Below are 23,682 nucleotides of genomic sequence, written 5' to 3'. Positions count from 1 at the left end.
CGGTCAGGCCCGTTCGGTGGCGAATGGAAGCAACCCCTGCGGGGCGCCGCCGCTCGCGGGAAACCGGGCTACTCACCTTGCGTTGATCCTGCTCGCGCGGCTGAGGCCGCCCGCGCCAGGAGCCCCCATGTCAACGCCCAGTCCCCTCGCTCACGGCTCGCCGCAGCTGCCGTCCGTCGTTCTGGACAACTACAATATCGAGCTGCGCGACGAGGAGGGCGGGTTCCTCGGCGACCGGGCGAGCAACCGGGCCTTTCGCGCCATCCTCGAGGATTGGCGGGAGCGTCTGCGCGAGACGAACGCGGACGGCGACGACCCGCTCGGCGACCAGCCGAGCCGCGACATCGGCAAGAAGCGCCTCGATAAGGCTCTCATCGAGGGCGATCCCGAGGCCGCGGGTCTCGTGATGGGCGCCATCGAGGAATTCGCCCAGGAGATGGCGAGCGTCACCCGCCGCTTCCTGCGCGCCAAGGGCTGGAAGGACACGCAGCGCGTGGTCGTGGGCGGGGGCTTGCGCGACAGCCGCCTCGGCGAGCTCGCCATCGGACGCGCGAGCGTCATCCTCAAGGCGGCGGGGGGGATCGAGATCACCCTCGTGCCGATCCGCCATCACCCCGACGAGGCGGGGCTTCTTGGCGCGGCCCATCTCATGCCGAGCTGGATGTTCACCGGCCACGACAGCCTGCTCGCGGTCGACATCGGCGGCAGCAACATCCGGGCGGGGATCGTCGCCCTCAACCTCAAGAAGGCGGCGGACCTGTCCCGGGCGAGCGTGTGGAAATCCATGCTGTGGCGCCACCGCGACGACGACAAGCCGACCCCCTCGCGCGACGACGCGGTCGCGCGCCTCGCCGGCATGATCGAGGAGCTGATCGGCAAGGCAGACCGGGAGGGGCTCAAGCTCGCGCCCTTCATCGGCGTGGGCTGCCCGGGGCTCATCCGGGAGGATGGCACCATCGAGCGCGGCGGCCAGAACCTGCCCGGCGGCAATTGGGAATCGAGCCGGTTCAACCTCGCCAAGAGCCTGCGCGAGGCCATCCCGAAGATTGGTGGGCACGAGACGGTGGTGCTCATCCACAACGACGCCGTCGTCCAGGGCCTGAGCGAGGTGCCGTTCATGAAGGACGTGGAGCGCTGGGGCGTCCTGACGATCGGCACCGGCCTCGGCAACGCCCGGTTCACGAACCGCGCGGCGCCGGAGGATGCGAAGCGGTAGGGGCGACCGGGCCCGATCAGCGATAGGCGCGAAGCCTCGGCCGCGCCGTGGCCTCGAGCGTGCAACGGCCGGCCGAGCCGTTGCCCTGGAGGCTGCCCCCGAGGGACTGGGCGGCGGTGGACTGCGGCCAGGCGAGCGGCACGAGGCGGTGGACCGCCTCGGCAAGCTCGTCGAAGTGGGAGATCACCCGGTCCGGGCTCAGGGTCTCGATCGGCACGTCCGTGTAGCCGAACGGCACCGCGATGACCGGAATTCCCGCCGCCCGCGCCGTCACGATATCGGTACGCGAGTCGCCCACCATCACGGCCCGCGTGGGGTCGCCGCCGGCGGCCGTGATGGTAAGGGTGAGGTGGCGCGGATCGGGCTTGCAGACGGGAAACGTGTCGCGCCCGCCGAGCGCCTGGAAGATGTCGAGGACGCCCAAGGCCGCGAGCAGGGCGCGGGCATGGGACTCGAACTTGTTGGTGCAGATCGCGAGCCTGTAGCCCTCGCCCGCGAGCCGATTCAGGGCCGCACGGGCACCGGGGTAGAGCCGGGTCTCGACGCAGACGTTCGCGGCGTAGCGCTCCAGGAACTCGGCGTAGAGGATGTCCAGCCGGCCCGGCGGCAGCGTGCGGCCGTTCGAGGCGACCCCGCGCTCGATGAGCGCGCGGGCTCCGACCCCGATCAGCGCGCCGGCCTCAGCGAGCGGCAGCGGCGCCAATCCCTCGTCGGCGAGGATGGCGTTGAGGGTCGCGATCAGGTCGGGCGCCGTGTCGGCGAGGGTCCCGTCGAGATCGAAGACGACGATGGGGTGCGCGGGTGCGGCCATGGGGATTCGCTAGCTGAGAACCGGGCGCGGGATCAAGCCGTCGCCCGCTCTGCTATTGTGCCGCTGATTCGTTAATCGAGTTGGAGGTTTTGATGCAACACGGGCAAGGCCTGATCAACCGTGCCGCGGCAGTTTCGTTCCTGGGGTTGGTCCTGGGGGCTCCGCTCGCGCAGGCGGGCGCGTACGACTTTACGCCCGCCCCGCAGACGGACCTCAACCGGATCTACCGCATCGACCGCGCGATGGGCGAGGTCTCGGCCTGCCAGTACGGGCTCCAAGAGGGATCGGTCGGCGCGACGCTGTGCTTCGGGCCCGGCGAGGGCGCGGGCGGGCAGCCGGCGGGCGATTACGGCCTCGTGGGGTCGCGCCACGAACGCGAGGGCGGGGTGTTTCGCGTCAACTTCCGCTCGGGCGAGATGAGCATCTGCTACGTCTTCGAGAGCAAGGTGGTGTGCACGCCCCAGGCGAACCCGACGAGCCCGGCGCCCGCGGCCGCGGTCCGCCCGCCGCAATCGGGCGCCACGACCTCGCCCGGCACGCGCTAAGCCTCCGCGGAGGCGCCCTTCAAAGAATCCGACAGTATGGAACCCGGGATCAGGCTGAGCCGTTGATCATCCAAATCACGGGAGATCAACATGTTGCGTGGCGGTCTGTTGTGGCTGATCGGCATTCCTCTTCCGATCATCCTGATCCTCTTCTTCCTCGGCTATCTCAGCTGAGGCGAGAAGCGTAAAGCGTAAAGCATTTGTTGCGTCGACCGGCGCCCGGGCAGCGTATCGCCCGGGCGCCGTCTCGCATTCGGGGGCTGGCGCGCTCAGCGCCAGGCGGTCAGGCTCTTTGTGATGTTCTCCACGCCTGCCGCCGCGGTGTGCATGTTGGACGAGATGTCCTGGGTCACGACGCTCTGCTCCTCGATCGCGCTGGCCGCGCCTGTGACGTAGTCCTGGACCGATACGACCGCGGTGCTGATCGCCTCGAGGGTCTTCACCACCTCCGTCGAGACCGACTGCATCGCGGTGATCTGCTCGGAGATGCGCGACGTCGCCGACGTGGTCTGGTTGGCGAGGTTCTTCACCTCGTTCGCCACGATCGCGAAGCCCTTGCCGGCCTCGCCCGCACGTGCCGATTCGATGGTGGCGTTGAGGGCCAGCAGGTTGATCTGCTCGGCGATCTTCGTGATCAGCTGCACGACGCCATCCATCGACTCCGCCGCCTGCTGCAGTTCCAGGGTCGACTTGTCGGCGTTGACGGTGTGCCCGTGGATCTGGTCCACCGCTTCCTTCGACCGGCCCATATTGACCGTGATCTCGCGCACGGAGGCGCTCATCTGCTCGGCCGCCGCCGCGACGGCCTGGACGTTGTGGAGCGTCTGGTCGGCCGCCTCGATGGCCGCGGTGCGGGCCGCCATGTTGCCCGTGATGTCGGTGGCGTATTTCACCACCTTGAACGGCTTGCCGTTCATGTCGAAGATCGGGTTGTAGGTCGCCTGGATGAAGACCTCGCGGCCGTTCTTGCCGCTGCGCTTGTAGACCGCCGAGTGGAACTCGCCGCGGCGCAGCTTCTGCCAGAACTCCTGGTACTCGCGGCTCGCCGAGGTTTGCCGGTCGACGAACATCTGGTGCGGCTGCCCGATCACCTCCTGGGCCCGGTAGCCCATCGCATCGAGGAAATTCTCGTTTGCCTGGAGGATGGTGCCGTCCATGTCGAAGTGGATCACCGCCTGGCTCTTGTTGATGGCGTCGATCTGGCCCGCGAAATCGGCGGCCCGCAGCCGCTCGGCCGTCACGTCGATCGCGTATTTCACCACCTTGAACGGCTTGCCGTTCGCATCGAAGATCGGGTTGTAGCTCGCCTGGAGCCAGAGCTCGCGCCCGCCCCGGCCGCGACGGCGGAACTCGCCGCTCTCGAACTCGCCGCGGTTCAGGCGCTGCCAGAAATTGGCGTAGTCCCAGCCCTTCGCCTCCTCCGGATCGAGGAACATCGAATGGTGCTGGCCGACCACGTCGGCGCGCTCGTAGCCCACCGCCGCGAGGAAGTTGTCGTTGGCGTCGAGGATGGTGCCGGTCATGTCGAAATGGATGACGGCCTGGCTCTTGTTGATCGCCGCGATCTGGCCGCCGAAATCCGCGTTCTGGCGCTTCTGGGCCGTGACGTCGGTGGCGAACTTCACCACCTTCACCGGCCGGCCGGCGCCGTCCAGGATGGGGTTGTAGGTCGCCTGGATCCAGACCTCGCGCCCGCCCTTGGCGAGGCGGCGGTACTCGGCGGACTGGAACTGGCCGCGCCGCAGGGCGGCCCAGAACTCCCGGTAGCCTTCGCCGTCGACTTCCGCCGGATCGACGAAGATCGCGTGCTTCTGCCCGACGATCTCGGCGAGCTCGTAACCCATGGCGGCGAGGAAGTTCGCGTTGGCGTGCAGGATCCTGCCGTCCATGGCGAACTCGATCGTGGCGAGCGACTTGTCGAGGGCGGCCAGCCTGGAATTGATCTCCCGCCGGCTCATGGAGCGCCCCTTGCTTCCTGTGGCGGCTCCGAACAGTCCGAACATGTCTCGTCACTCCGACCTTACGTTACGGGAGGCAAGGTCGCCGAAATGTCTTAATGCCGTCTTGTGACGTGAAATGAATCCGGGCGCATTCGCGCGAATTTTTCGAACAAATCGAGCTATTTTGACCTAGGTTAAAAAGGTACCGCGGCAATATGCCTGCTTTCGCGGCAGAATCGGCGAGATCGACGTTGTGCCTTCGCCCCATTCGCGGGACGAAGGCACTGGTCTCGTCCTATTCGGCAGCCTCGGTCTTCGGACGCACGCGGCCCTGGCGCTCGCGCTTGATCAGCTCGGCGGTCAGGAACGCGATCTCCAGGGCCTGCTCGGCGTTCAGGCGCGGGTCGCAATAGGTGTGATAGCGGTCCGAGAGATCCGCATCGGTGAGCGCGCGGGCACCGCCGGTGCACTCGGTGACGTTCTTGCCCGTCATCTCGAGATGCACGCCGCCGGCATGCGTCCCCTCTGCCTGGTGGACGGCGAAGAAGTTGCGCACCTCCTGCATGATCTTGTCGAAGGGCCGGGTCTTGTAGCCGGAGCCCGCCTTGACCGTGTTGCCGTGCATGGGATCGCACGACCACACCACGGTGCGGCCCTCGCGCTTGACCGCCCGCACCAGCGCGGGGAGGTGGTCGAACACCTTGTCGGCGCCGAAGCGGCAGATGAGCGTGAGGCGGCCCGGCTCGTTCGCGGGATCGAGCATCTCCATGAGCCGCAGCAGGCCGTCCGCCGTGAGCGAAGGGCCGCACTTGAGGCCGATCGGGTTCTTCACGCCGCGCAGGAACTCGACATGGGCGTGGTCGGCTTGGCGGGTGCGATCGCCGATCCACACCATGTGGCCCGACGTGTCGTACCAGTCGCCCGTCGTCGAATCGACCCGGGTCATCGCCTGCTCGAAGCCGAGCAACAGCGCCTCGTGCGAGGTATAGAAGTCGGTCACGCGCATCTCCGGATGGACCTCCGGGTCGATGCCGATGGCGCGCATGAAGTCGAGGGTCTCGGAGATCCGGTCCGCGATCTCGCGGTACCGCGACGATTGCTGCGCGTCCTTCACGAAGCCGAGCGTCCAGGAATGGACGTTCTCGAGATTGGCGTAGCCGCCGGTCGCGAAGGCGCGGATGAGGTTGAGGGTCGCGGCCGACTGCCGGTAGGCCATGAGCTGGCGGCGCGGATCGGGGATGCGGGCCTCGGGCGTGAACTCGATGTCGTTGATGATGTCGCCGCGATAGCTCGGCAGCTCGACGCCGTTCACGGCCTCCATGTCGGCCGAGCGGGGCTTGGCGAACTGCCCGGCCACGCGCCCGACCTTCACCACGGGGGAGCCGCCCGCGAAGGTGAGCACCACGGCCATCTGCAGGAAGACGCGGAAGAAGTCGCGGATGTTGTCGGCCGAGTGCTCGGCGAAGCTCTCGGCGCAATCGCCGCCCTGGAGAAGGAACGCCTCGCCCGCCGCCACCTTGGCGAGCTGGCGCTTGAGCTTGCGCGCCTCGCCCGCGAAGACGAGCGGCGGAAAGCCGGCGAGCTGTCGCTCCACGCCCTCGAGGGCCTGGGCGTCGGGATAGGCCGGCGCCTGCTGAATGGGCTTGCCCCTCCAGCTGTCGGGCGTCCACCGCTCGGTCATCGCGTTCCTCGTCTCGTGTCTGCGTCTGTCGCTGGCGTCGCGATCATCCTGGTTAACGGGAGGGCGGTCTATACACGAGGCGTCGCGCGAGGGCGAGACGGGTGTTTGCCGGAGGGAGGGCGGGGAGGGGCGGCACTCTCCAACTCCCTCATGCCGACGTGCGAGCGGGAGGAGAGCCTCGAAGCACGCAGCACGCGCGTGAGCCGGAGGGAGATCCCTGGAGCGCCCTTCGAGGCCCACCTGCGGTGGGCGCCTCAGGACGAGGATGAGAGTGGACTTGGCGGGGTGGGGGACAGCTGGATGGGCGTGGTACCCCCTCACCCCCTGGCACTGCGTGCATCCCTCTCCCCATGGGAGAGGAGAGGGTGCTTTACTTCAAGCTGTCCCGCAGAATGCGCTCGTAATCCGCGGCTCCGATCGGCCGTGGGTTCGTGGGCGTGGAGTGGTCGCGCTCGGCCTTCGCCGCGATCTCGGGCACCACGGCGTCCGGGATGCCGAGGCCCGCGAGCGAGGGCGGCAGGCCGATGCGGGTGTTGAGGGCCTCGATGGACCCGGCGAGGTCTGTGTCTGGGCTCAGGCCCATGGCCGCGGCGAGGCGGCTCTCCTTGTCGCCCGTGTGCCCCGCGTTGAAGCGCAGGACCGGCGGCAGGAGGACCGCGTTGAGGAGCCCGTGGTGGAGCGAGGGCTCCTTGAGAGAGCCAAGCGCGTGGGACAGGCCGTGGACGCCGCCGAGCCCCTTCTGGAACGTCATGCCGCCCATGAGCGCGCCCATCATCAGCTCGGCGCGGGCCTCCCTGTCCGAGCCATCCGCCACGGCGCGCTCCAGATGGCGGACGATGCGGCCCGCGCCGTCGAGCGCGATCGCGTCGGCCGGCGGGTTGAAGCGCGGCGAGAGGAACGTCTCGATGCAGTGCGAGAGGGCGTCCATCCCCGTCGCGGCCGTGAGGCGAGAGGGGAGGCCAAGGGTCAGGTCGGGGTCGCTGACGGCGCGGCGCGGGATGAGGTAGGGGCTGATGAGGCCCACCTTTCGGCCGTCGGCGAGGTTCATGAGCGAGCCGCGCCCCACCTCCGAGCCCGTGCCGGCCGTCGTCGGGATCGCGATGACGGGGGCGACCCGGTCGGTGATGCGGGCCACCCCGCCGTCGATCATCGCATATTGCGCGAGCGGCCCCGGGTGGGTCGCGAGGATCGCCACCGCCTTGGCGAGATCGATCGGCGAGCCGCCGCCGAACCCGATCACCCCGTCGCAGCCCTCGGCCCGGTAGAGATCGAGCGCCTGGAGCGCTGCCGCCTCGGTGGGGTTCGAGGGCACGTCGTCGAAGACGATGCGGGGGCGCCCGCCCAGCGCCGCGAACAGCCGCTCCACGAGGCCCGCCGCCGCGACGCCCCGGTCCGTGACGATCAGCGGCCGGCGCAATTCCAAAGCGTCGAGATCCTCGGGCAGCTCGGCCAGGACGCCTGCGCCGAAGCGGATTGTGGTGAGATAGGTGATCAGGGCCATGGTCTCACCCCACCGCCACGGGCTTCTTCACGACGAAGGGCGTGCGCATGGTGACGAGCTCCTCGGCGGCCGTCGGGTGCACCGCGACGGTGCGGTCGAAATCGGCCTTGGTGGCCCCCATCGTGACCGCGACGCCCGCCATCTGGATCATCTCGCCTGCGTCCGGCCCCATGACGTGGACGCCGAGCACCCGGTCGGAGACGCCGTCGACCACGAGCTTCATGAAGGTCCGCTCGTCCCGGCCCGAGAGCGTGGCGCGGATCGGGCGGAAGCTCGTCTTGAAGATCACCACGTCGTCGCCGTGGATGGCTCGCGCCGCCGCCTCCGACATGCCGATCACGCCGATCTCGGGCGTCGAGAACACGGCGGTGGGGATGAGATCGTGCTCCACGAGGGTCGGCTTGCCCCCGAACACCGTGTCGGCGAAGGCGTGGCCCTCGCGGATGGCGATGGGGGTGAGGTTCGCCCGGTTGGTCACGTCGCCCACCGCGAAGATCGAGGGCGCGATGGTGCGCGAATAGGAATCGACGGGGATCGCGCCTACCTGGTCCACCTCGATCCCGACCCGCTCCAGGCCGAGCCCCTCCGTGTTGGGCCGCCGGCCCGTGGCGACGAGCACCTGGTCGATCTCGATCGTGCGCCCGTCCGAGAAGGTGGCGCGGATGGCGCCGTCGCCCGTCCGGTCGAGGCGCTCCAGCGTGGTCTTGAGGAGGAGGTCGATCCCCCGCTTCACATAGGCCTCGCCGAGCAGATCGCGGATCTCATCGTCGAAGCCGCGCAGCAGGCGATCGCCCCGGTGGAGGAGCGTCACCTTCGAGCCGAGCCCCGCGAAGATGCCGGCGAACTCCACCGCGATGTAGCCGCCGCCGATGATGAGGATGCGCTCGGGCTGGGTCTCCAGATCGAACACCTCGTTCGAGGTGATGCCGAGCTCGCCGCCGGGGATCACGGGCTCCATTACGGGGCGCGCGCCCACCGCGACGAGGATGTTGCGGGCGCGGATCGTCCGGCCGGAGCGCTCCAGGTGCACCTCGTGGGGGCCCGCGATCACGGCCCGTTCGTCGAGCGTTTCGACGCCTGCCTTCTGGAGGTTGTTCCGGTAGATCTCCTCCAGACGGCCGATCTCGCGGTCCTTCTGCGCGATCAGGGCCGACCAGTCGAAGCGCGGCTCCTCTACCTGCCAGCCGAAGCCGCCCGCGTCGGTGAAGTCGTCGGGGAAGCGGCTGGCCAGCACCATCAGCTTCTTGGGCACGCAGCCCCGGATCACGCAGGTGCCGCCATAGCGGAACTCTTCCGCCACCATGACCCGCGCGCCGTGGCTCGCGCTGATCCGGGCGGCGCGCACGCCTCCCGAGCCACCGCCGATGACGAACAGGTCGACGTCGAACTCGCTCATGAACTCCTCCGCGGGGCGGCCCGGGCCGCTCGAACCCGACATGAGCGACAACATCGGCGCCCGGCGACGCTGCGGCAAGGGAAACCGGCGTCGCGGCGTGCGCGGGCGCTCGCGGCGGCGACTGGCTCCCGTGCCCGGCTTGGCGATTGCCCGCGACGGCCGGACGGGCTAAGGCCCCGTTCATGACAGATCCCGAACGCCTCAAGCGCGAAGCCGCCGCCCGCGCCCTCGCCCTCGTCTCCGACGGCATGGCCGTCGGCCTCGGCACCGGCTCGACCGCGAAGCATTTCGTCGCGCTCTTGGGCGAGCGCGTCCGCGCCGGGCTGCGGATCGTGGGCGTGCCGACGTCGGAGGAGACGCGCATGCAGGCCGAGGGGGAGGGGATCCCCCTCGCGACCCTGGACGAGCAGCCCGTGCTCGACCTGACCGTCGACGGCGCCGACGAGCTCGACGATCGCCTCCGCCTGATCAAGGGCGGCGGCGGCGCATTGCTGCGGGAGAAGATCGTCGCCGCGGCGAGCCGCCGCATGATCGTCATCGCCGACGGCTCGAAGCGCGTCGCGTGTCTCGGCCGCTTTCCGCTGCCGGTCGAGGTGAACCCGTTCGGCCTGGAGGCGACCCGGCGCGCCGTCTCGGCGGTGCTGGCCCGCCGCAATTGTCCCGATGACCTGCGCCTCAGAAGCGCCGCAAACGGCACGCCATTCGTCACCGACGGGGGGCACCTCATTCTTGACGCGCACCTGTCCCGCATCGACGACCCGGAGGCGCTGGCCGCCGATCTCGTCGCCGTTCCGGGCGTGGTGGAGCACGGCCTCTTCCTCGGTCTGGCGACCGGCGCGATCCTCGCCACATCGGAGGGGCTTGTCGAACTCGGGCAGGTCTGATCAGACGCCCCCGCGAACCCGAACAGCCCCGGCACCCCCGGACCGTGAGCCTTCCTGGAGTACGACGCGATGACCCGCCCCGCCTACCGCCTCGCCGCCACCCTTCTGGCGCTCGCCCTGCCGCTCGGCGCCGCCCACGCCCAGACGCCGCCCCGTCCCGCGGCCACCGCCGGCCAGCCGAGCGCGGCGCAGCTTGCGGTCGCCCGCGACATCGTGACGGCCTCCGGGATGAGCCGCTCCTTCGAGCCGATGATCCCGGCGCTCATGGACCAGCTCAAGCAGGCGATGGTCACCCGTCCCGAGGTCACCAAGGACCTCGACGAGGTGCTGAATGGGCTCAAGCCCGAACTCGATCAGCAGCGCCAGATCATGTTCAACACGGCCGCTCGCATCTACGCGACGAGCCTGACCGAGGCCGAGCTCAAGGACGTGCTCGCCTTCTTCAAGTCGCCCGCCGGCGTCCGCTACGTGGCGACCCAGCCTGCCGTGCTCGACGAGCTCGTGCGCGAGATGCAGAAGTGGTCGCAGGGCGTGGCCGAGTACATGATGGTGCGCGTGCGCGCCGAGATGGGCAAGCGCGGTCACGCGATGCAGTAGGCCGACCCGTCGCGCCCGCGCCCCCGAGGGGCCGCGCGGGCGCAACCGTTCGTTAACCATGCGGGCGTCCAATGGGGCATCGAAAGAGGTCGCCCCATGATCCGCCGTCTCACCCTGCTCGCCCTTGCCCTCGCCCTGCCGCTCCTGGGCGCTCCCGCCGCTCGCGCCGAGGGGCCGGTCGACGCCGCGCGCGTCGCGGCGGCCCGCGAGCTGATCGGCGCCATGCGCGCCGTCGACGGGGTCAAGGAAGCGATGCCGATGCTTGCGGGCAGCGTGCGCACGATGATCGTCAAGGCCAATCCGCAGACGGAAGCCGACATCGACGAGGTCATCGCGGTGCTCCATAACGCGATGGTGGCCCGGGTCGACGAGCTCGTCGATGACATCGCGCCGATCTACGCCGAGGGCTTCTCGCTCCAGGAGCTGGAGAGCATGACGGCGTTCTACCGCTCCCCCGCAGGCGCCAAGCTCGCCGCCCTTCAGCCGCACATGATGCAGATGACCGTGGCGGTCGGCCAGCGCTGGGGCGAGCGCATCGCAGCCGAGATCGAGGCCCAGGTGAAGGCGAGCCTGCGCGGCAAGGGGCACGCCATCTGAGGGCACGCAAGCGCCGACGGGCACCCTCCCCGCAAGGGGGAGGGGAGGGCGGTGCCGCCGGGCCAACCGCCGTCCGTCATGAGCGGGGCGTGTCGGCGCCCGTCAGCGTCCCGTCCCGCTCCACCACGCGATAGAAGCACGAGCGGCGGCCCGTGTGGCAGCAGCCGCCGTCGCCGGCGACGCGGACCTTGAGCCAGAGGGCGTCCTGGTCGCAGTCCACCCGCATCTCGACGACCGTCTGGATCTGCCCGCTCGTGGCGCCCTTGTGCCAGAGCTCGCCCCGCGAGCGCGACCAGTACCAGGCCTCGCCGGTCTCCAGCGTCCGGGCGAGCGCCTCCGCGTTCATATGGGCCACCATGAGCGGCGCCCCGGTGTCGGCGTCCGTCGCGATGCAGGTCACGAGGCCCGCCGCGTCGAAGCGCGGGGTGAGCACGGCACCCTCCTCGAGCTCGCGCTTGGAGCCAGGGGCCGGGAAGGTCGGGGCGGTCATCGGACGGTTCCGCGGATGTGAAAACGCCCGGCTCGGGGGCCGGGCGTTCGAACGTCAAGGCCGTGCGGCGGCCGGCGTCAAGACCGGCCAGCCCGCAGCAGGGTGAAGAAGCGCGCCTGCTCGGCCGGATCCTGCCGGAACACGCCCGTGAACTGGGTGGTGAGCGTCGAGGCGCCCGGCTTCTGCACGCCGCGCATGGTCATGCACATGTGCTCGGCGTCGACCATGACGGCCACGCCCCTGGGGCGCAGCACCTCGTCGATCACCTCCGCGATCTGCGCCGTCATGGTCTCCTGCGTCTGGAGCCTGCGGGCGAAGACGTCGACGACCCGGGCGAGCTTGGAGAGCCCCACCACGCCCGCGGACGGGTAATAGGCCACGTGCGCCTTGCCCATGAAGGGCACCATGTGGTGCTCGCAATGGGCATGGAAGGGGATGTCGCGCACGAGGACCATGTCCCCATAGCCCTCCACCTCCTCGAAGACCTTGTTCAGGATCTCCCGGGCGTCCTCGCCGTAGCCTGCGAAGAGCTGGCCATAGGCTTTCGCGACCCGGCGCGGGGTGTCCCGCAGGCCCTCCCGCTCGGGGTCGTCCCCCGCCCAGCGGATCAATGTCCGCACGGCGGCTTCCGCTTCCTCGCGGGTCGGCTTCTCGATCTTCGGCTTGTCGGCGGCGACCTCGGTCACACGCGCGGACAAGGACTTAACCACGGCATCCATGTGGCGCCTCCCGCTCAGTTGATGTCCAGCTTACGCTCGGTCAGCCGGCGTGGACCAGTCTCGCGGCTCTTCGCCGCACGTCCGGTCCCGACAGGTCAACGAGTCTCACATGGCGTCGGTGCCCCTCGCGGAGAAGGGGGCGGGCGACTACATAGTGATCACCATGCTGAACGACATCTACAATCGCCGCATCCTGGAGCTGGCCGCGGACATTCCCCGGATCGGCCGGCTGCCCGCGCCGCACGGCACCGCGACCGCGCATTCGCGGCTCTGCGGCTCGACCGTGACCGTGGACCTCTGCCTCGCGGACGGGGTGGTCACCGATTTCGCCCATGACGTGAAGGCCTGCGCCCTCGGGCAGGCCTCCTCCTCGGTGATGGCGCGCCATGTGGTGGGCGCGACCGAGGGCGAGCTCCGGGGCGTCCGGGACGCGGTGCGGCGCATGCTCAAGGAGGGCGGGCCCGCGCCGGACGGCAAGTGGAGCGATCTTGCGGTGCTCGAGCCCGTGCGGGAGTTCAAGGCGCGCCACGCCTCGACCCTTCTCACCTTCGACGCCGTCGTGGAGGCGATCGAGAAGGCCAAGGCCGGCGCCGCCCCGGCTTGAGGGCGGCGCCATGCCCTCGACCCTCGACCGGCTGTTCGACGGGGCCGCCGCCGCGCCCTCGCTCGCGGCTCGCGGGCTGATCCAGCTCTATCGCTATAGCCTGTCCGGGCTGGTGGGGCGCCAATGCCGGCACTGGCCGTCCTGCTCGGAATATACGGACGAGGCGATCCGCCGGCATGGGCTGTGGGCCGGCGGATGGATCGGGCTGGCGAGGATCTGCCGCTGCGGCCCCGGCGGCACCGACGGGATCGACGTCGTCTGCGAGGCTCTGCCCCCGGGCGCGCGCTGGACGACCCCGTGGCGCTACGGCCGCTGGCGCGGCGTGAACGCGCCGGGGATCGACTACCAATCGACTCCGAAGGAGTAGGAGGCCCGCAGGCCGATGTTGAACTGGTCGCGGGAGCCGAAGGCCTCCGTCACGGGGTTGTCGGCCGCCGAGCCCACGAGCCGCTTGTAGCCGCCATAGAGCGTCGTGCTGATCGAGGGCGTCCAATCGTAGGTGACCGCGGCCACGGCGCCGACCGAGGTGAACCCGGACTTGCCGCGATAGGCCGTGACGAACGGGTTCAGCGCGGCCTCGAACGGCGTCACGTCGTACACGTCGCGGGCATAACGGCCGTCGCCGAACTCGGCGCGGGGACCGAAGGAGAAGCTGACCGCCCCGGCGCGCTGCACGTAATCGAGGCCCAGCGTCCCGACCAGGCCCTGGTGGCCGAAGACCCCGTGCCGGAGCTCGACCCGGGCGCGGGCGAAGTCGGTGGGCCAGAACTCCAGGAACACGCCGGGCTCGATGGCCCAGCGCACGTCGTCGAGGCCTGCGAGCCGGCGGTCGTCGCCCGTATAGCGGCCGGGGCGATAGGCCACCACGGGACCTACCGCGAAGCCGGGCTGCTCGTAGAGCGCGATGCCGAGCCCGTCGTCGGGGGCGCTGAAGCGCGGGTTGGTGCCCGCGCGGCGCACCGAGAGCGTCGGGTAGGCGAAGAGCGTGCGCGCGTCGGAGCCCTCGAACTTCGGCGACAGGGTCACGTTCGCCCGCACGGTCACGATCCAGCCGGACGAGGCTACGGGCTCGGGCGCGAAGAGCGGATCGGCCGCGAGCGCCGGAGCGGCGGCGAGAAGGCTCAAGGCCATGAAGGCGAGACGACGGAGCACGGTGGCGGATCCTTAACCTTGAGGCTTCTCTAACCCGCCCCGGGTTAAGGCGTGTTGAACGCCCCGCGCAAGCTTTTCGGCCGAGATTGCGTCCCGCGCCCGGCCGGCGCGCGGCTTGCCTCGACTCCGGCGCCGCACTAAACGGGGCGCCCCGACACCCGCTTACCTGCCTCGTCTGCAGGAGTGAGCCCCAGGAGAAGACCGATGATCAACCTCACCTTTCCCGATGGCGCCCGCCGCGAATACGAGGCCGGCGTCACGGGCCGTGCCGTCGCCGAGGGCATCGCGAAAAGCCTTGCCAAGCGCACGGTCGCCATGGCCCTCGACGGGCGGGTCGTGGATCTCGACGACGCCATCGACCGCGACGCGCGCATCGAGTTCGTCTCCCGCGACGATCCCCGCGCCCTGGAGCTGATCCGCCACGACTGCGCGCACGTGCTGGCGGAGGCCGTGCAGAGCCTCTATCCCGGCACCCAGGTGACCATCGGCCCGGTGATCGAGAACGGGTTCTATTACGACTTCGCACGGCCCGATCCCTTCACCCCCGACGATTTCCCGGCGATCGAGGCGCGCATGCGCGAGATCATCGCCCGCGACAAGCCCTTCACGAAGGAGCTGTGGAGCCGGGACAAGGCGAAGCAGGTGTTCGCAGACAAGGGCGAGGGCTTCAAGGTCGAGCTCGTCGACGCGATTCCCGCGGGCGAGGACCTGCGCATCTATGCCCAGGGCGACTGGTTCGACCTGTGCCGCGGCCCGCACATGACCTCCACGGGCAAGGTGGGCACCGCCTTCAAGCTCATGAAGGTGGCGGGCGCCTATTGGCGGGGTGATTCCAACAACCCGATGCTCACCCGCATCTACGGCACGGCCTGGGCCACCCAGGAGGACCTCGACGCCTATATCCGGCAGCTCGAGGAGGCCGAGAAGCGCGACCACCGGCGGCTCGGGCGCGAGATGGACCTCTTCCACTTCCAGGAGGAGGGGCCCGGCGTGGTGTTCTGGCACGCCAAAGGCTGGACCGTCTTCCAGGAGCTCGTCGCCTATATGCGCCGGCGGCTCAAGGGCGACTACCAGGAGGTCAACGCGCCCCAGATCCTCGACAAGTCCCTGTGGGAGACCTCGGGGCACTGGGGCTGGTACCGCGAGAACATGTTCGCGGCTCAAAGCGCTGGTGACGAGGCCGAGGACAAGCGCTGGTTCGCCCTGAAGCCCATGAACTGCCCGGGGCACGTGCAGATCTTCAAGCACGGCCTCAAATCCTATCGCGATCTACCTCTGCGCATGGCGGAATTCGGCGTCGTGCACCGTTACGAGCCGTCGGGCGCGATGCACGGGCTGATGCGCGTGCGCGGCTTCACGCAGGACGACGCCCATATCTTCTGCACCGAGGACCAGCTCGCGGACGAGTGCCTCAAGATCAACGACCTGATCTTGAGCACCTACGCCGATTTCGGCTTCGACCAGATCGTCGTGAAGCTCTCCACGCGCCCCGAGAAGCGCGTCGGCACCGACGCCATGTGGGACCACGCCGAGGAGGTGATGACCCGCGTGCTGAAACAGATCGAGGCGGAGTCTGGCGGGCGGATCAAGACCGACATCAACCCGGGGGAGGGCGCCTTCTACGGGCCGAAGTTCGAGTACGTGCTGCGCGATGCCATCGGCCGCGACTGGCAATGCGGCACGACGCAGGTCGACTTCAACCTGCCGGAGCGCTTCGGCGCGTTCTATATCGACCCTTCGGGCGAGAAGACCACGCCGGTCATGGTCCACCGCGCCATCTGCGGCTCGATGGAGCGCTTCACCGGCATCCTGATCGAGCACTTCGCCGGCCACTTCCCGCTCTGGCTCGCGCCGGTCCAGGTCGTGGTCGCGACGATCACGCAGGAGGCCGACCCTTACGCCCGCGAGGTGATCGCGGCCCTGGAGCGCGCGGGGCTGCGGGTCGAGGAGGATCTTCGCAACGAGAAGATCACCTACAAGGTCCGCGAGCACTCGGTGGCCAAGGTCCCCGTGATCCTGGTGCTGGGCAAGCGCGAGGCGGCGGAGCGTACGGTCAACATGCGGCGGTTGGGCTCCCAGGACCAGCGCTCCATGGGTCTCGACGAGGCGCTCAAGGCGCTCACCGACGAGGCCGTCTCCCCGGACCGCCGGCGGGTCCGCGCGAGCGATCAGGGGCTCCAGAGCGCTGCGGTCGAGCTCGACGGCGAGCATGTGGTCGAGCGCACGATCGTCTGACCCGTCGGGGAAGCCGCTTCACGGCGGCTTCCCCTCGCGTACGACGCGGCGCTGGATCGAACCGGACTGACAAGGCTAAGCTTGAACCCGAGCGCATCCCGGAGCCCCGATGTCCATCGCCGCCATTCTCGCCCCTGTCTTCGTCCAGGTGGGCCTCACCTTCGTCCTGCTGTTCATGATGGGGCGCACCCGGTTCGCGGCCGTGCGGGCCGGCGAGGTGAAGATCCGCGACATCGCCTTGGGCGAGCGGGCGTGGCCGGCGCGTGTGACCCAGGTGGCGAATACGTTTCATAACCAGTTCGAGACGCCGGTGCTGTTCTACGCCCTGGTGGCGCTCGCGATCGTGACGCGGCAGGCGGATCTCCTCTTCGTGGTGCTGTCCTGGCTGTTCGTGACGGCGCGGCTCGTCCATGCCTACGTCTACACGACCACGAACAACGTCTTGACGCGCTTTCGCGTCTTTCTTGCCGGAACGGCCGTGCTGATGCTCATGTGGGCGATCTTCGCCGTTCGCATCCTGATCTCGGGCTGAGCGTGCCCGGGCGATATTTCGGCGCCGGGCCTTGGACCTTACGGTCACGTCTTGCGTTGGTCTTCCAGTTCATGCGAATCCGCTCGCGTAACATGGGGGCGGGTTCCAACCACTTGGGAGACGTCCGATGAAGACCACGTTTGCTTCGCTCTCGCTTGCGGCGCTCGGCTGCGCCTTCCTCGCGGCTCCGGCGTCCGCGCTTCCCGTCACCTCCGCCCCGTCCGTGGGCACGGGCGTGCACAACGTCCAGTTCTTCGAGAACCTCGAGCGCGCCGGCCAGCGCGGGCTGAAGACCATGCAGCGCAACTCCGACCGCCGCGAGCCCGCCTCCACCGGCACGACCGTGCACCCGAACCGCCCGGCCGTTCAGGACATCTACAGCAACCAGGTCTCGGGCGGCGATCGCGCGCGGAACCGTCGCTGACGAACCCGGCGGGGGAACGAGATCCCCGGCTTGCGGGCGGCGGTGCATGGTGCGACAAGCGCCCCATGATCCCCGCCGCCCGCATCTCCGCCGCCATCGAGGTCCTCGCCGACATCGAGACGCGCCGCCGCCCCGCCTCCGACGCGCTCAAGGATTGGGGCCTGTCCCATCGCTTCGCCGGGTCGAAGGACCGGGCCGCCATCGCGAGCCTCGTCTACGACGCGCTGCGCCGGAAGGCGTCCGCCTCCTGGCTGATGGGCGAGACCACCCCCCGCGCCACCCTGCTCGGCACCCTGCGGACGCTGCGCGGCCTCGACGTGAACGCCATCGCGGCGCTCTGTTCCGGCGACCGCTTCGCCCCCGAACCCCTGACCGCGGCCGAGCGCGAGCGCCTCGAGGCCGCCTCCCTCGACGGCGCCCCCGCCCATGTGGCGGGCGACTTTCCCGATTGGGTCGAGCCCTCGCTCCGCCGCCTCCTCGGCGACAATGTGATCCCCGAGATGACCGCCATGGCGTCCCGGGCGCCCCTCGACATCCGCGTCAACACGCTCAAGGCGGAGCGCGAGGAGGCCCATCAGGCTCTCGTCCATCTCGATATGATCGAGACCCCGCTGTCGCCGCTGGGCCTTCGCGTGCCGCCCGGACCGGACGGGCGCGGGCCAGCGGTTCAGGCGGAGCCCGAATTCGTGAAGGGCTGGGTCGAGATCCAGGACGAGGGCTCGCAGATCGCCGCGATGCTGTCGGGCGTCGAGTCCCACGAGCAGGTGGTCGACCTGTGCGCGGGCGGCGGCGGCAAGACGCTCGCGCTTGCGGCCCTCATGGGAAATGGCGGCCAGATCTACGCGACCGATTCCGACGCGCGCCGCCTCGCCCCGATCCACGACCGACTCCAGCGCGCCGGGGTGCGCAACGTCCAGGTTCGCACGCCGCGCGGCCGCAACGACGATCCCGTCGACGATCTCGACGGCCGCATGGGCTGCGTGCTCGTGGACGCGCCCTGCACCGGGTCGGGCACCTGGCGGCGCAATCCCGATACCAAGTGGCGGGTCCGCCCCAACAGCCTGGAATCGCGCCTCAAGGAGCAGCAGATCGTTCTCGACCGCGCGTCCCGGCTCGTGCGGCCCGGAGGGCGGATCGTCTACATCACCTGCTCCCTCCTGCCGGAGGAGAATGACGACGCCCTCGCCGCCTTCCTGGAGCGCAACCCCGGCTTCACGGTCGTGCCGCCTGGCGATGTCGCCGCGAGGGGGCCCGAGGGTTTCGCCGAGCGGGTGCGCCTCACGGAGCGGGGCGTGCAGATGACGCCGCTCAAGACCGGCACGGACGGCTTCTTCGTGAGCGTGCTGAAGCGGGGCTGACCCGGACGCTTATCGCCCCGCCACCGTGCGCGCCGCGATCCCGAGCGGGTCGCGGCGGAAGGCGTTGCCCGCGCGCCCGGCGTCCTCGCCATAAGCGAACAGGGCCTGCATGTAGCGGCGGTCGAAGGCCTTGCTCGTCGTCGCCTTGAAGCCGTCGTCGATATGCGCGAAGTCGATCGTGGTGCCGGTGCGGCGGGCGAATCCCGTCGCGCTCGCGATCGCCGCGCGCGTCCCGGCCTGGATCGCTGCCGCCATGGCGCGGCCGAGGATGGTCACCGTGGTCCGCTCGGTCACCTGGAAATCCGGTCTCAATCCGTAATTGATCAGGACGTAGACCCGTTCGGCGGGAAGGCGGGCCGTTCCGGCGAGAAGGGTGCGCTCGGGGGCGACGAAGAAGGGGCTCGTGACGCCGCCGTCCACATGCATCTCGCCGAAGCGCCGCCCCCCGGCCTCCGCCTCGAGATAGACGGGCGGGAAGGCGCCCGGGATGCTGGCCGATGCGAGCAGGACCCTCCGGAAAAGCGTCAACGCGTCGTCCCCGCCGCGGCTCGCGATGGCGCCCATGTCCCACACCACGGGGCGCTGGAGATCCACGTCGGTGGTGAGGACGAAGAGGCGGCGCCCCTCGGCATGACCCGCGGCGACGGCCCGCAGGAGCTCGGGCGTCACGAAGCGCTCCAGCATCTTCTGCATCGGCCACGTGTCGAGCAGGCTCTCGCCCTCGTTGCCGACCTCGAAGATATCGGCCGCGTCGATGGTGGTGTAGGCGGTTCGCAGGGACTCGTCGAAGGCGGGGCCTGCGAAGGCGAAGGGCGCGATGAGCGCGCCCGTGCTCGCTCCCGTGACCACGCCAAAGCTCGGCCGCGTGCCGGCCTTCATCCAGCCGTTGAGGACGCCGGCACCGTACGCGCCGTTCTCGCCGCCGCCCGACAGCACGAGCCAGGGACGCGTCGCTCCGGGGGCGGCCTCGACCGCGGCGCGGAACGCCTCCGGATCGTCGCCGAAGAAGCGTACCCCCGGTATGCCGACCGGCGTCGCCGCGACGGCCTCCTCCATCGTATAGGGCGTGCGATCCCGCGACCGCTCTTTGTCCGCCACCGTCCCGGCCGATGCGAGGGCAGGGGCAGCCAGCGCAAGGCCGAAGACGAATACACGAACACAACGCAAATTGGCCACGGCGACCTCCCGGGCGGAAGAGTACAATGATGAAACTCGTCGCTGGAAAGTTAGGTTCCGGCAGCCCGCCTGCTTGAAGGATGCCTCACCCTAAACTTCGGTATCACTTTACAGCCGAAGGAATGGCCGCCCGCCTGCGCGGCGGCGTCGCCCCGACTGCTCCGGTCGCGTCACGGGCGCTGCGCTTGCATTCGCCTCCGCCAGCCCGTATATGCGCGCGTATTCCACACGCGGAGCCTGCCTCGTCGCCGACGAGGGGTCCCGGTGGCCGGCAGGTCCGGCCAACCGCTCCGCGGAGGCACAACCGGAGAACTCAAGATGGCGCTTCCCGACTTTTCCATGCGGCAGCTGCTCGAAGCTGGCGCGCATTTCGGTCACCAGTCCCACCGCTGGAACCCGAAGATGCTCCCGTTCATCTTCGGCACCCGCAACAACATCCACATCATCGACCTCGCCCAGACGGTGCCGATGCTCTACCGCGCCCTCCAGGCGGTGAGCGACACGGTGGCCGCGGGCGGACGCGTGCTCTTCGTGGGCACGAAGCGCCAGGCTCAGGACGCCATCGCGGACGCCGCGAAGCGCTCCGCCCAGTATTATGTGAACTCCCGCTGGCTCGGCGGCATGCTCACGAACTGGAAGACGATCTCGGGCTCGATCCAGCGCCTGCGCAAGGTCGACGAGATCCTCGGCGGCGGGGCCAGCGGCCTGACCAAGAAGGAGCGCCTGATGCTCTCCCGCGAGAAGGAGAAGCTCGAGAAGGCGCTCGGCGGCATCAAGGACATGGGCGGCGTGCCCGACCTGATCTTCGTCATCGACACCAACAAGGAGCAGCTGGCGATCAAGGAGGCTCAGCGCCTCGGGATCCCAGTGGCAGCCATCGTCGACACCAACTGCGACCCGGACGGCATCACCTTCCCGGTCCCGGCCAACGACGACGCGGGCCGCGCCATCGCGCTCTATTGCGAGCTGATCGCCCGCGCGGCGCTCGACGGCATCTCCCGCGGCCAGGGTGACCTCGGCCTCGATATCGGCGCCTCCGAGTCCCCCATGGTCGAGGACCTGCCGGCCGCCGAGACCGCTCCGGTCGCGGCCTACGAGCCGGCCGAGCAGTTCGAGCGCCTCGCGGCTCCCCGCGGCGCGCCGGACGACCTGACGAAGCTCACGGGCGTCGGCCCGCAGCTCGAGAAGAAGCTCAACGACGCGGGCATCTATCACTACTGGCAGGTCGCCGCGATGCAGCCGGCCGACGTGACCGGCCTCGACGGCGACCTGAAGCTCAACGGGCGCATCGAGCGCGACGGCTGGGTCAACCAGGCCCGCACGATGCTCGAGACGGTGGCGGCCTGAGCCAGCCCCGGGAAGCGGCGCCGGGGCACCGGCGTCGACCCCATCGTGACGAATTCCAGCCCGGCGTTCTCTGAACCGAGCGCCGGGCTCCCTTATGCGAGCTGAGAAAGGACGAGCCATGGCGAACATCACCGCGGCGATGGTGAAGGACCTGCGCGAGAAGACCGGCGCGGGCATGATGGACTGCAAGGCGGCTCTCAACGAGACCGGCGGCGATATCGAGGCGGCGGTCGACTGGCTGCGCAAGAAGGGCCTCGCCAAGGCCGCCAAGAAGGCCGGCCGCGTCGCGGCCGAGGGTCTGGTCGCCGCCGAGTCGTCGGGCCGCACGGCCGCGATCGTCGAGGTCAACTCCGAGACCGACTTCGTGGCCCGCAACGAGCAGTTCCAGGCCTTCGCCCGCGAGGCCGCCAAGCTCGCCCTGATGGGCGAGGGCACGCTCGAGTCCCTCGAGGGCACGCACTTCCCCGGCGCCTCGACCACGGTCAAGGACCGCCTGCAGGAGCTCATCGCCACCATCGGCGAGAACATGACGCTGCGCCGCGTGGCGAAGCTCACGGTGGGCCACGGCGTCATCGCCACCTACCTGCACAACCAGGTGAGCGAGGGTCTGGGCAAGATCGCCGTGCTCGTCGCCATCGAGTCGACGGGCGACGTGGAGCAGATCTCGACGCTCGGCCGCCAGATCGCCATGCACATCGCGGCGATGAACCCTGCGGCCCTCGACGCCTCGGGCGTGGATCCCGCGGTGGTGGAGCGCGAGTCGGCGATCCTGCGTGAGAAGAACGCGGGCAAGCCCGACCACGTCATGCAGAAGATCGTCGAGAGCGGCCTCAAGAGCTACTACAAGGAGGTCACCCTCGTTGAGCAGCCCTTCGTGCACGACGGCTCGAAGACGGTGGCCCAGGTGCTCAAGGAGGCCGAGTCCAAGGTCGGCGCGCCGCTCAAGCTCACGGGCTTCGTGCGCTACGCGCTCGGCGAGGGCATCGAGAAGGAGGAGTCGGACTTCGCGGCCGAGGTCGCGGCTCAGGCGGGCGTGCGCTAAGAAGCGCGGGCCTTCCCGGTTCGAATCGGAAGGCGGCGCCCGGCGCCGCCTTTTTCTTGGAATGCCCACCTCGGCGAGACCCGGAGCCTCCTATGACCATGCCCTTCCGTCGCGTTCTGGTGAAGCTGTCGGGCGAGGCCCTCATGGCCGCCGACGGCTACTGGCTCGACACGCAGATCCTGTCGGCGCTCGCCCAGGACATCGCGGCCGCGACGCGGGCGGGGTTCGAGATCGCCATCGTGGTCGGGGGCGGCAACATCATCCGGGGCGCCCGCATGAGCGCGGCCGGCTGGATCGACCGTCCGACCGCCGATTCCATGGGCATGCTCGGGACGGTCATGAACTCGCTCGCCCTCGAGACGGCGCTCAACGCCGCCGGGGTCGCGGCCCGCACGATGTCCGCCGTCTCGATGCCCACCATCTGCGAGACCTATGCCCGCCAGCCGGCGCTTCACCACCTCGACAAGGGCCAGGTGGTGGTGCTCGCGGGCGGTACGGGCAACCCGTTCTTCACCACCGACACCTCCGCCGTCCTGCGCGCCGCCGAGCTGCGTTGCGATGCCGTCCTCAAGGCCACCCAGGTGGACGGTGTCTACTCGGCGGACCCGAAGAAGGACCCGTCGGCCACCCGCTTCGACCGCCTGTCGCACGACGACGCCATCGCCCGCGATCTCAAGGTGATGGATACCGCGGCCTTCGCTCTCGCGCGCGAGAGCCGGCTGCCCATCATCGTCGGCTGCGTGCACGCGCCGAGCTCCGTGACGGCGATCCTCGACGGGCGCTCGCGCTCGACCATCGTTGCCCCTTGAAGCCGAGCCCGCCGCGGCGTAAGCCCAAAAGGACGTTTGCGTAGGAACGAGGACCATGGCTGCGACCTTCGACCTGAACGACATCAAGCGCCGCATGCAGGGCGCCATCAATTCGCTGAAGCACGATCTCGGCGGCCTGCGCACCGGGCGCGCCTCGGCGAGCCTCGTGGAGCCGCTCACGGTCGACGCCTACGGGGCCGCGATGTCCATGAACCAGGTCGCCACGGTGAGCGTGCCCGAGCCGCGCCTCCTGTCGATCCAGGTCTGGGACCGCGGCATGGTCGCCGCCGTCGAGAAGGCGATCCGCGAGTCCGACCTCGGCCTCAATCCCCAGACGGAAGGGCAGGTGATCCGCCTGCGCATCCCGGAGATGAACGAGCAGCGCCGCAAGGAGATGGTGAAGGTCGCGCACAAATATGCCGAGGAGGCGCGCGTGGCCGTGCGCCACGTGCGGCGCGACGGCCTCGATCTCCTCAAGAAGCTCGAGAAGGACGGCAACATCAGCCAGGACGACGAGAAGCGTCAGGCCGACCAGGTGCAGAAGGCGACGGATCAGACGATCGCCGAGGTCGACCAGATCGTCGCCGCCAAGGAAAAGGAGATCATGCAGGTCTGAGGGCCTCATG

General features: G+C 69.5%; 24 protein-coding genes. 15 read left to right on the top strand and 9 right to left on the bottom strand.

Going from position 1 to position 23,682, the window contains the following annotated elements; translation table 11 throughout:
• The first annotated feature begins 127 nt into the window (after window positions 1-127).
• Window positions 128-1,216: an ROK family protein gene (locus F0L46_RS12275; protein WP_149817888.1), complete on the top strand. Its 1,089-nt coding sequence runs from the start codon at window positions 128-130 to the stop codon at window positions 1,214-1,216.
• Between the two features lie 16 nt (window positions 1,217-1,232).
• Here F0L46_RS12275 and gph read toward each other — a convergent pair whose 3' ends face one another.
• Window positions 1,233-2,027 (bottom strand): phosphoglycolate phosphatase, encoded by a 795-nt coding sequence (gph, locus tag F0L46_RS12270; RefSeq protein WP_149817887.1) that lies wholly within the window; start codon window positions 2,025-2,027, stop codon window positions 1,233-1,235.
• A 92-nt stretch (window positions 2,028-2,119) separates the two neighbouring features.
• Here gph and F0L46_RS12265 point away from each other — a divergent pair, with 92 nt between their 5' ends.
• Window positions 2,120-2,572, top strand: a complete 453-nt coding sequence (locus F0L46_RS12265) for a hypothetical protein (RefSeq protein ID WP_149817885.1) — start codon at window positions 2,120-2,122, stop codon at window positions 2,570-2,572.
• A 269-nt stretch (window positions 2,573-2,841) separates the two neighbouring features.
• On the opposite strand, the gene F0L46_RS12260 is transcribed toward F0L46_RS12265, so the two are convergent.
• The 4 genes from F0L46_RS12260 to gor form a co-directional block, all read right to left on the bottom strand.
• Window positions 2,842-4,575, bottom strand: coding sequence for a methyl-accepting chemotaxis protein (locus tag F0L46_RS12260; RefSeq protein WP_240539971.1), 1,734 nt, complete (start codon window positions 4,573-4,575; stop codon window positions 2,842-2,844).
• A 232-nt stretch (window positions 4,576-4,807) separates the two neighbouring features.
• Window positions 4,808-6,193, bottom strand: coding sequence for a class II 3-deoxy-7-phosphoheptulonate synthase (locus F0L46_RS12255; protein WP_149817883.1), 1,386 nt, complete (start codon window positions 6,191-6,193; stop codon window positions 4,808-4,810).
• A gap of 370 nt (window positions 6,194-6,563) precedes the next feature.
• Entirely contained in the window at window positions 6,564-7,694 is a 1,131-nt protein-coding gene (gene gbd, locus F0L46_RS12250; RefSeq protein ID WP_149817881.1) for a 4-hydroxybutyrate dehydrogenase, read from the bottom strand.
• Window positions 7,695-7,698: 4 nt separating this feature from the next.
• On the bottom strand, window positions 7,699-9,090 hold the full coding sequence (gor, locus tag F0L46_RS12245) for a glutathione-disulfide reductase (RefSeq protein ID WP_149817879.1): 1,392 nt from the start codon (window positions 9,088-9,090) through the stop codon (window positions 7,699-7,701).
• Window positions 9,091-9,272: 182 nt separating this feature from the next.
• Between gor and rpiA the strand changes: the two genes are divergently transcribed.
• The 3 genes from rpiA (at window position 9,273) to F0L46_RS12230 (ending at window position 11,168) form a co-directional block, all read left to right on the top strand.
• Window positions 9,273-9,974, top strand: a complete 702-nt coding sequence (gene rpiA, locus F0L46_RS12240; protein ID WP_149817877.1) for a ribose-5-phosphate isomerase RpiA — start codon at window positions 9,273-9,275, stop codon at window positions 9,972-9,974.
• Window positions 9,975-10,043: 69 nt separating this feature from the next.
• Window positions 10,044-10,571, top strand: coding sequence for a DUF2059 domain-containing protein (locus tag F0L46_RS12235; RefSeq protein WP_149817875.1), 528 nt, complete (start codon window positions 10,044-10,046; stop codon window positions 10,569-10,571).
• A 96-nt stretch (window positions 10,572-10,667) separates the two neighbouring features.
• The gene (locus tag F0L46_RS12230; RefSeq protein WP_149817873.1) at window positions 10,668-11,168 is read left to right on the top strand and encodes a DUF2059 domain-containing protein; all 501 of its coding nucleotides are present in this window, start codon (window positions 10,668-10,670) and stop codon (window positions 11,166-11,168) included.
• A 76-nt stretch (window positions 11,169-11,244) separates the two neighbouring features.
• Here the strand turns inward: F0L46_RS12230 and hisI are convergent, their stop codons facing one another.
• A complete protein-coding gene (hisI, locus tag F0L46_RS12225) occupies window positions 11,245-11,658 on the bottom strand; it encodes a phosphoribosyl-AMP cyclohydrolase (protein WP_149817871.1) in 414 nt (137 codons plus the stop codon).
• A gap of 77 nt (window positions 11,659-11,735) precedes the next feature.
• Window positions 11,736-12,377, bottom strand: coding sequence for a GTP cyclohydrolase I FolE (gene folE, locus F0L46_RS12220; protein ID WP_149817869.1), 642 nt, complete (start codon window positions 12,375-12,377; stop codon window positions 11,736-11,738).
• A 163-nt stretch (window positions 12,378-12,540) separates the two neighbouring features.
• Here folE and F0L46_RS12215 point away from each other — a divergent pair, with 163 nt between their 5' ends.
• Together F0L46_RS12215 and yidD are read left to right on the top strand one after the other, a co-directional pair.
• Window positions 12,541-12,981 (top strand): iron-sulfur cluster assembly scaffold protein, encoded by a 441-nt coding sequence (locus tag F0L46_RS12215; RefSeq protein ID WP_149817930.1) that lies wholly within the window; start codon window positions 12,541-12,543, stop codon window positions 12,979-12,981.
• A gap of 10 nt (window positions 12,982-12,991) precedes the next feature.
• Window positions 12,992-13,348 carry a membrane protein insertion efficiency factor YidD gene (gene yidD / locus F0L46_RS12210; RefSeq protein WP_149817867.1) on the top strand — a complete coding sequence of 119 codons (357 nt, stop codon included), beginning with the start codon at window positions 12,992-12,994 and terminating at the stop codon, window positions 13,346-13,348.
• On the opposite strand, the gene F0L46_RS12205 is transcribed toward yidD, so the two are convergent.
• The gene (locus F0L46_RS12205; protein ID WP_240539970.1) at window positions 13,324-14,133 is read right to left on the bottom strand and encodes a MipA/OmpV family protein; all 810 of its coding nucleotides are present in this window, start codon (window positions 14,131-14,133) and stop codon (window positions 13,324-13,326) included. The genes yidD and F0L46_RS12205 overlap by 25 nt on opposite strands.
• Window positions 14,134-14,337: 204 nt before the next feature.
• On the opposite strand from F0L46_RS12205, the gene thrS reads away from it, so the two are divergent.
• The 4 genes from thrS (at window position 14,338) to F0L46_RS12185 (ending at window position 18,682) form a co-directional block, all read left to right on the top strand.
• Complete coding sequence (gene thrS / locus F0L46_RS12200; protein WP_149817865.1) at window positions 14,338-16,368, top strand: threonine--tRNA ligase; 2,031 nt, start codon at window positions 14,338-14,340, stop codon at window positions 16,366-16,368.
• 109 nt (window positions 16,369-16,477) lie between these two features.
• Window positions 16,478-16,900 (top strand): MAPEG family protein, encoded by a 423-nt coding sequence (locus tag F0L46_RS12195; RefSeq protein WP_149817863.1) that lies wholly within the window; start codon window positions 16,478-16,480, stop codon window positions 16,898-16,900.
• A 127-nt stretch (window positions 16,901-17,027) separates the two neighbouring features.
• On the top strand, window positions 17,028-17,324 hold the full coding sequence (locus F0L46_RS12190) for a hypothetical protein (RefSeq protein ID WP_149817862.1): 297 nt from the start codon (window positions 17,028-17,030) through the stop codon (window positions 17,322-17,324).
• 65 nt (window positions 17,325-17,389) lie between these two features.
• Window positions 17,390-18,682 (top strand): RsmB/NOP family class I SAM-dependent RNA methyltransferase, encoded by a 1,293-nt coding sequence (locus F0L46_RS12185; RefSeq protein WP_149817860.1) that lies wholly within the window; start codon window positions 17,390-17,392, stop codon window positions 18,680-18,682.
• Window positions 18,683-18,691: 9 nt separating this feature from the next.
• Here F0L46_RS12185 and F0L46_RS12180 read toward each other — a convergent pair whose 3' ends face one another.
• Window positions 18,692-19,858: a patatin-like phospholipase family protein gene (locus tag F0L46_RS12180; RefSeq protein ID WP_149817858.1), complete on the bottom strand. Its 1,167-nt coding sequence runs from the start codon at window positions 19,856-19,858 to the stop codon at window positions 18,692-18,694.
• A gap of 318 nt (window positions 19,859-20,176) precedes the next feature.
• On the opposite strand from F0L46_RS12180, the gene F0L46_RS12175 reads away from it, so the two are divergent.
• From F0L46_RS12175 to frr, 4 genes are all read left to right on the top strand, one after another.
• Window positions 20,177-21,205: a 30S ribosomal protein S2 gene (locus F0L46_RS12175; RefSeq protein WP_149817856.1), complete on the top strand. Its 1,029-nt coding sequence runs from the start codon at window positions 20,177-20,179 to the stop codon at window positions 21,203-21,205.
• Window positions 21,206-21,323: 118 nt separating this feature from the next.
• Complete coding sequence (tsf, locus tag F0L46_RS12170; RefSeq protein ID WP_149817854.1) at window positions 21,324-22,247, top strand: translation elongation factor Ts; 924 nt, start codon at window positions 21,324-21,326, stop codon at window positions 22,245-22,247.
• Between the two features lie 92 nt (window positions 22,248-22,339).
• Complete coding sequence (gene pyrH, locus F0L46_RS12165; RefSeq protein ID WP_149817852.1) at window positions 22,340-23,056, top strand: UMP kinase; 717 nt, start codon at window positions 22,340-22,342, stop codon at window positions 23,054-23,056.
• 55 nt (window positions 23,057-23,111) lie between these two features.
• Window positions 23,112-23,672 carry a ribosome recycling factor gene (gene frr / locus F0L46_RS12160; RefSeq protein WP_149817850.1) on the top strand — a complete coding sequence of 187 codons (561 nt, stop codon included), beginning with the start codon at window positions 23,112-23,114 and terminating at the stop codon, window positions 23,670-23,672.
• Window positions 23,673-23,682 lie beyond the last annotated feature (10 nt).

Source organism: Salinarimonas soli, assembly GCF_008386575.1.
GTDB classification, from domain to species: domain Bacteria; phylum Pseudomonadota; class Alphaproteobacteria; order Rhizobiales; family Beijerinckiaceae; genus Salinarimonas_A; species Salinarimonas_A soli.
The sequence above is the reverse complement of the archived record's forward strand: the minus strand, read 5'-3'. Positions and strand labels throughout refer to the sequence as shown.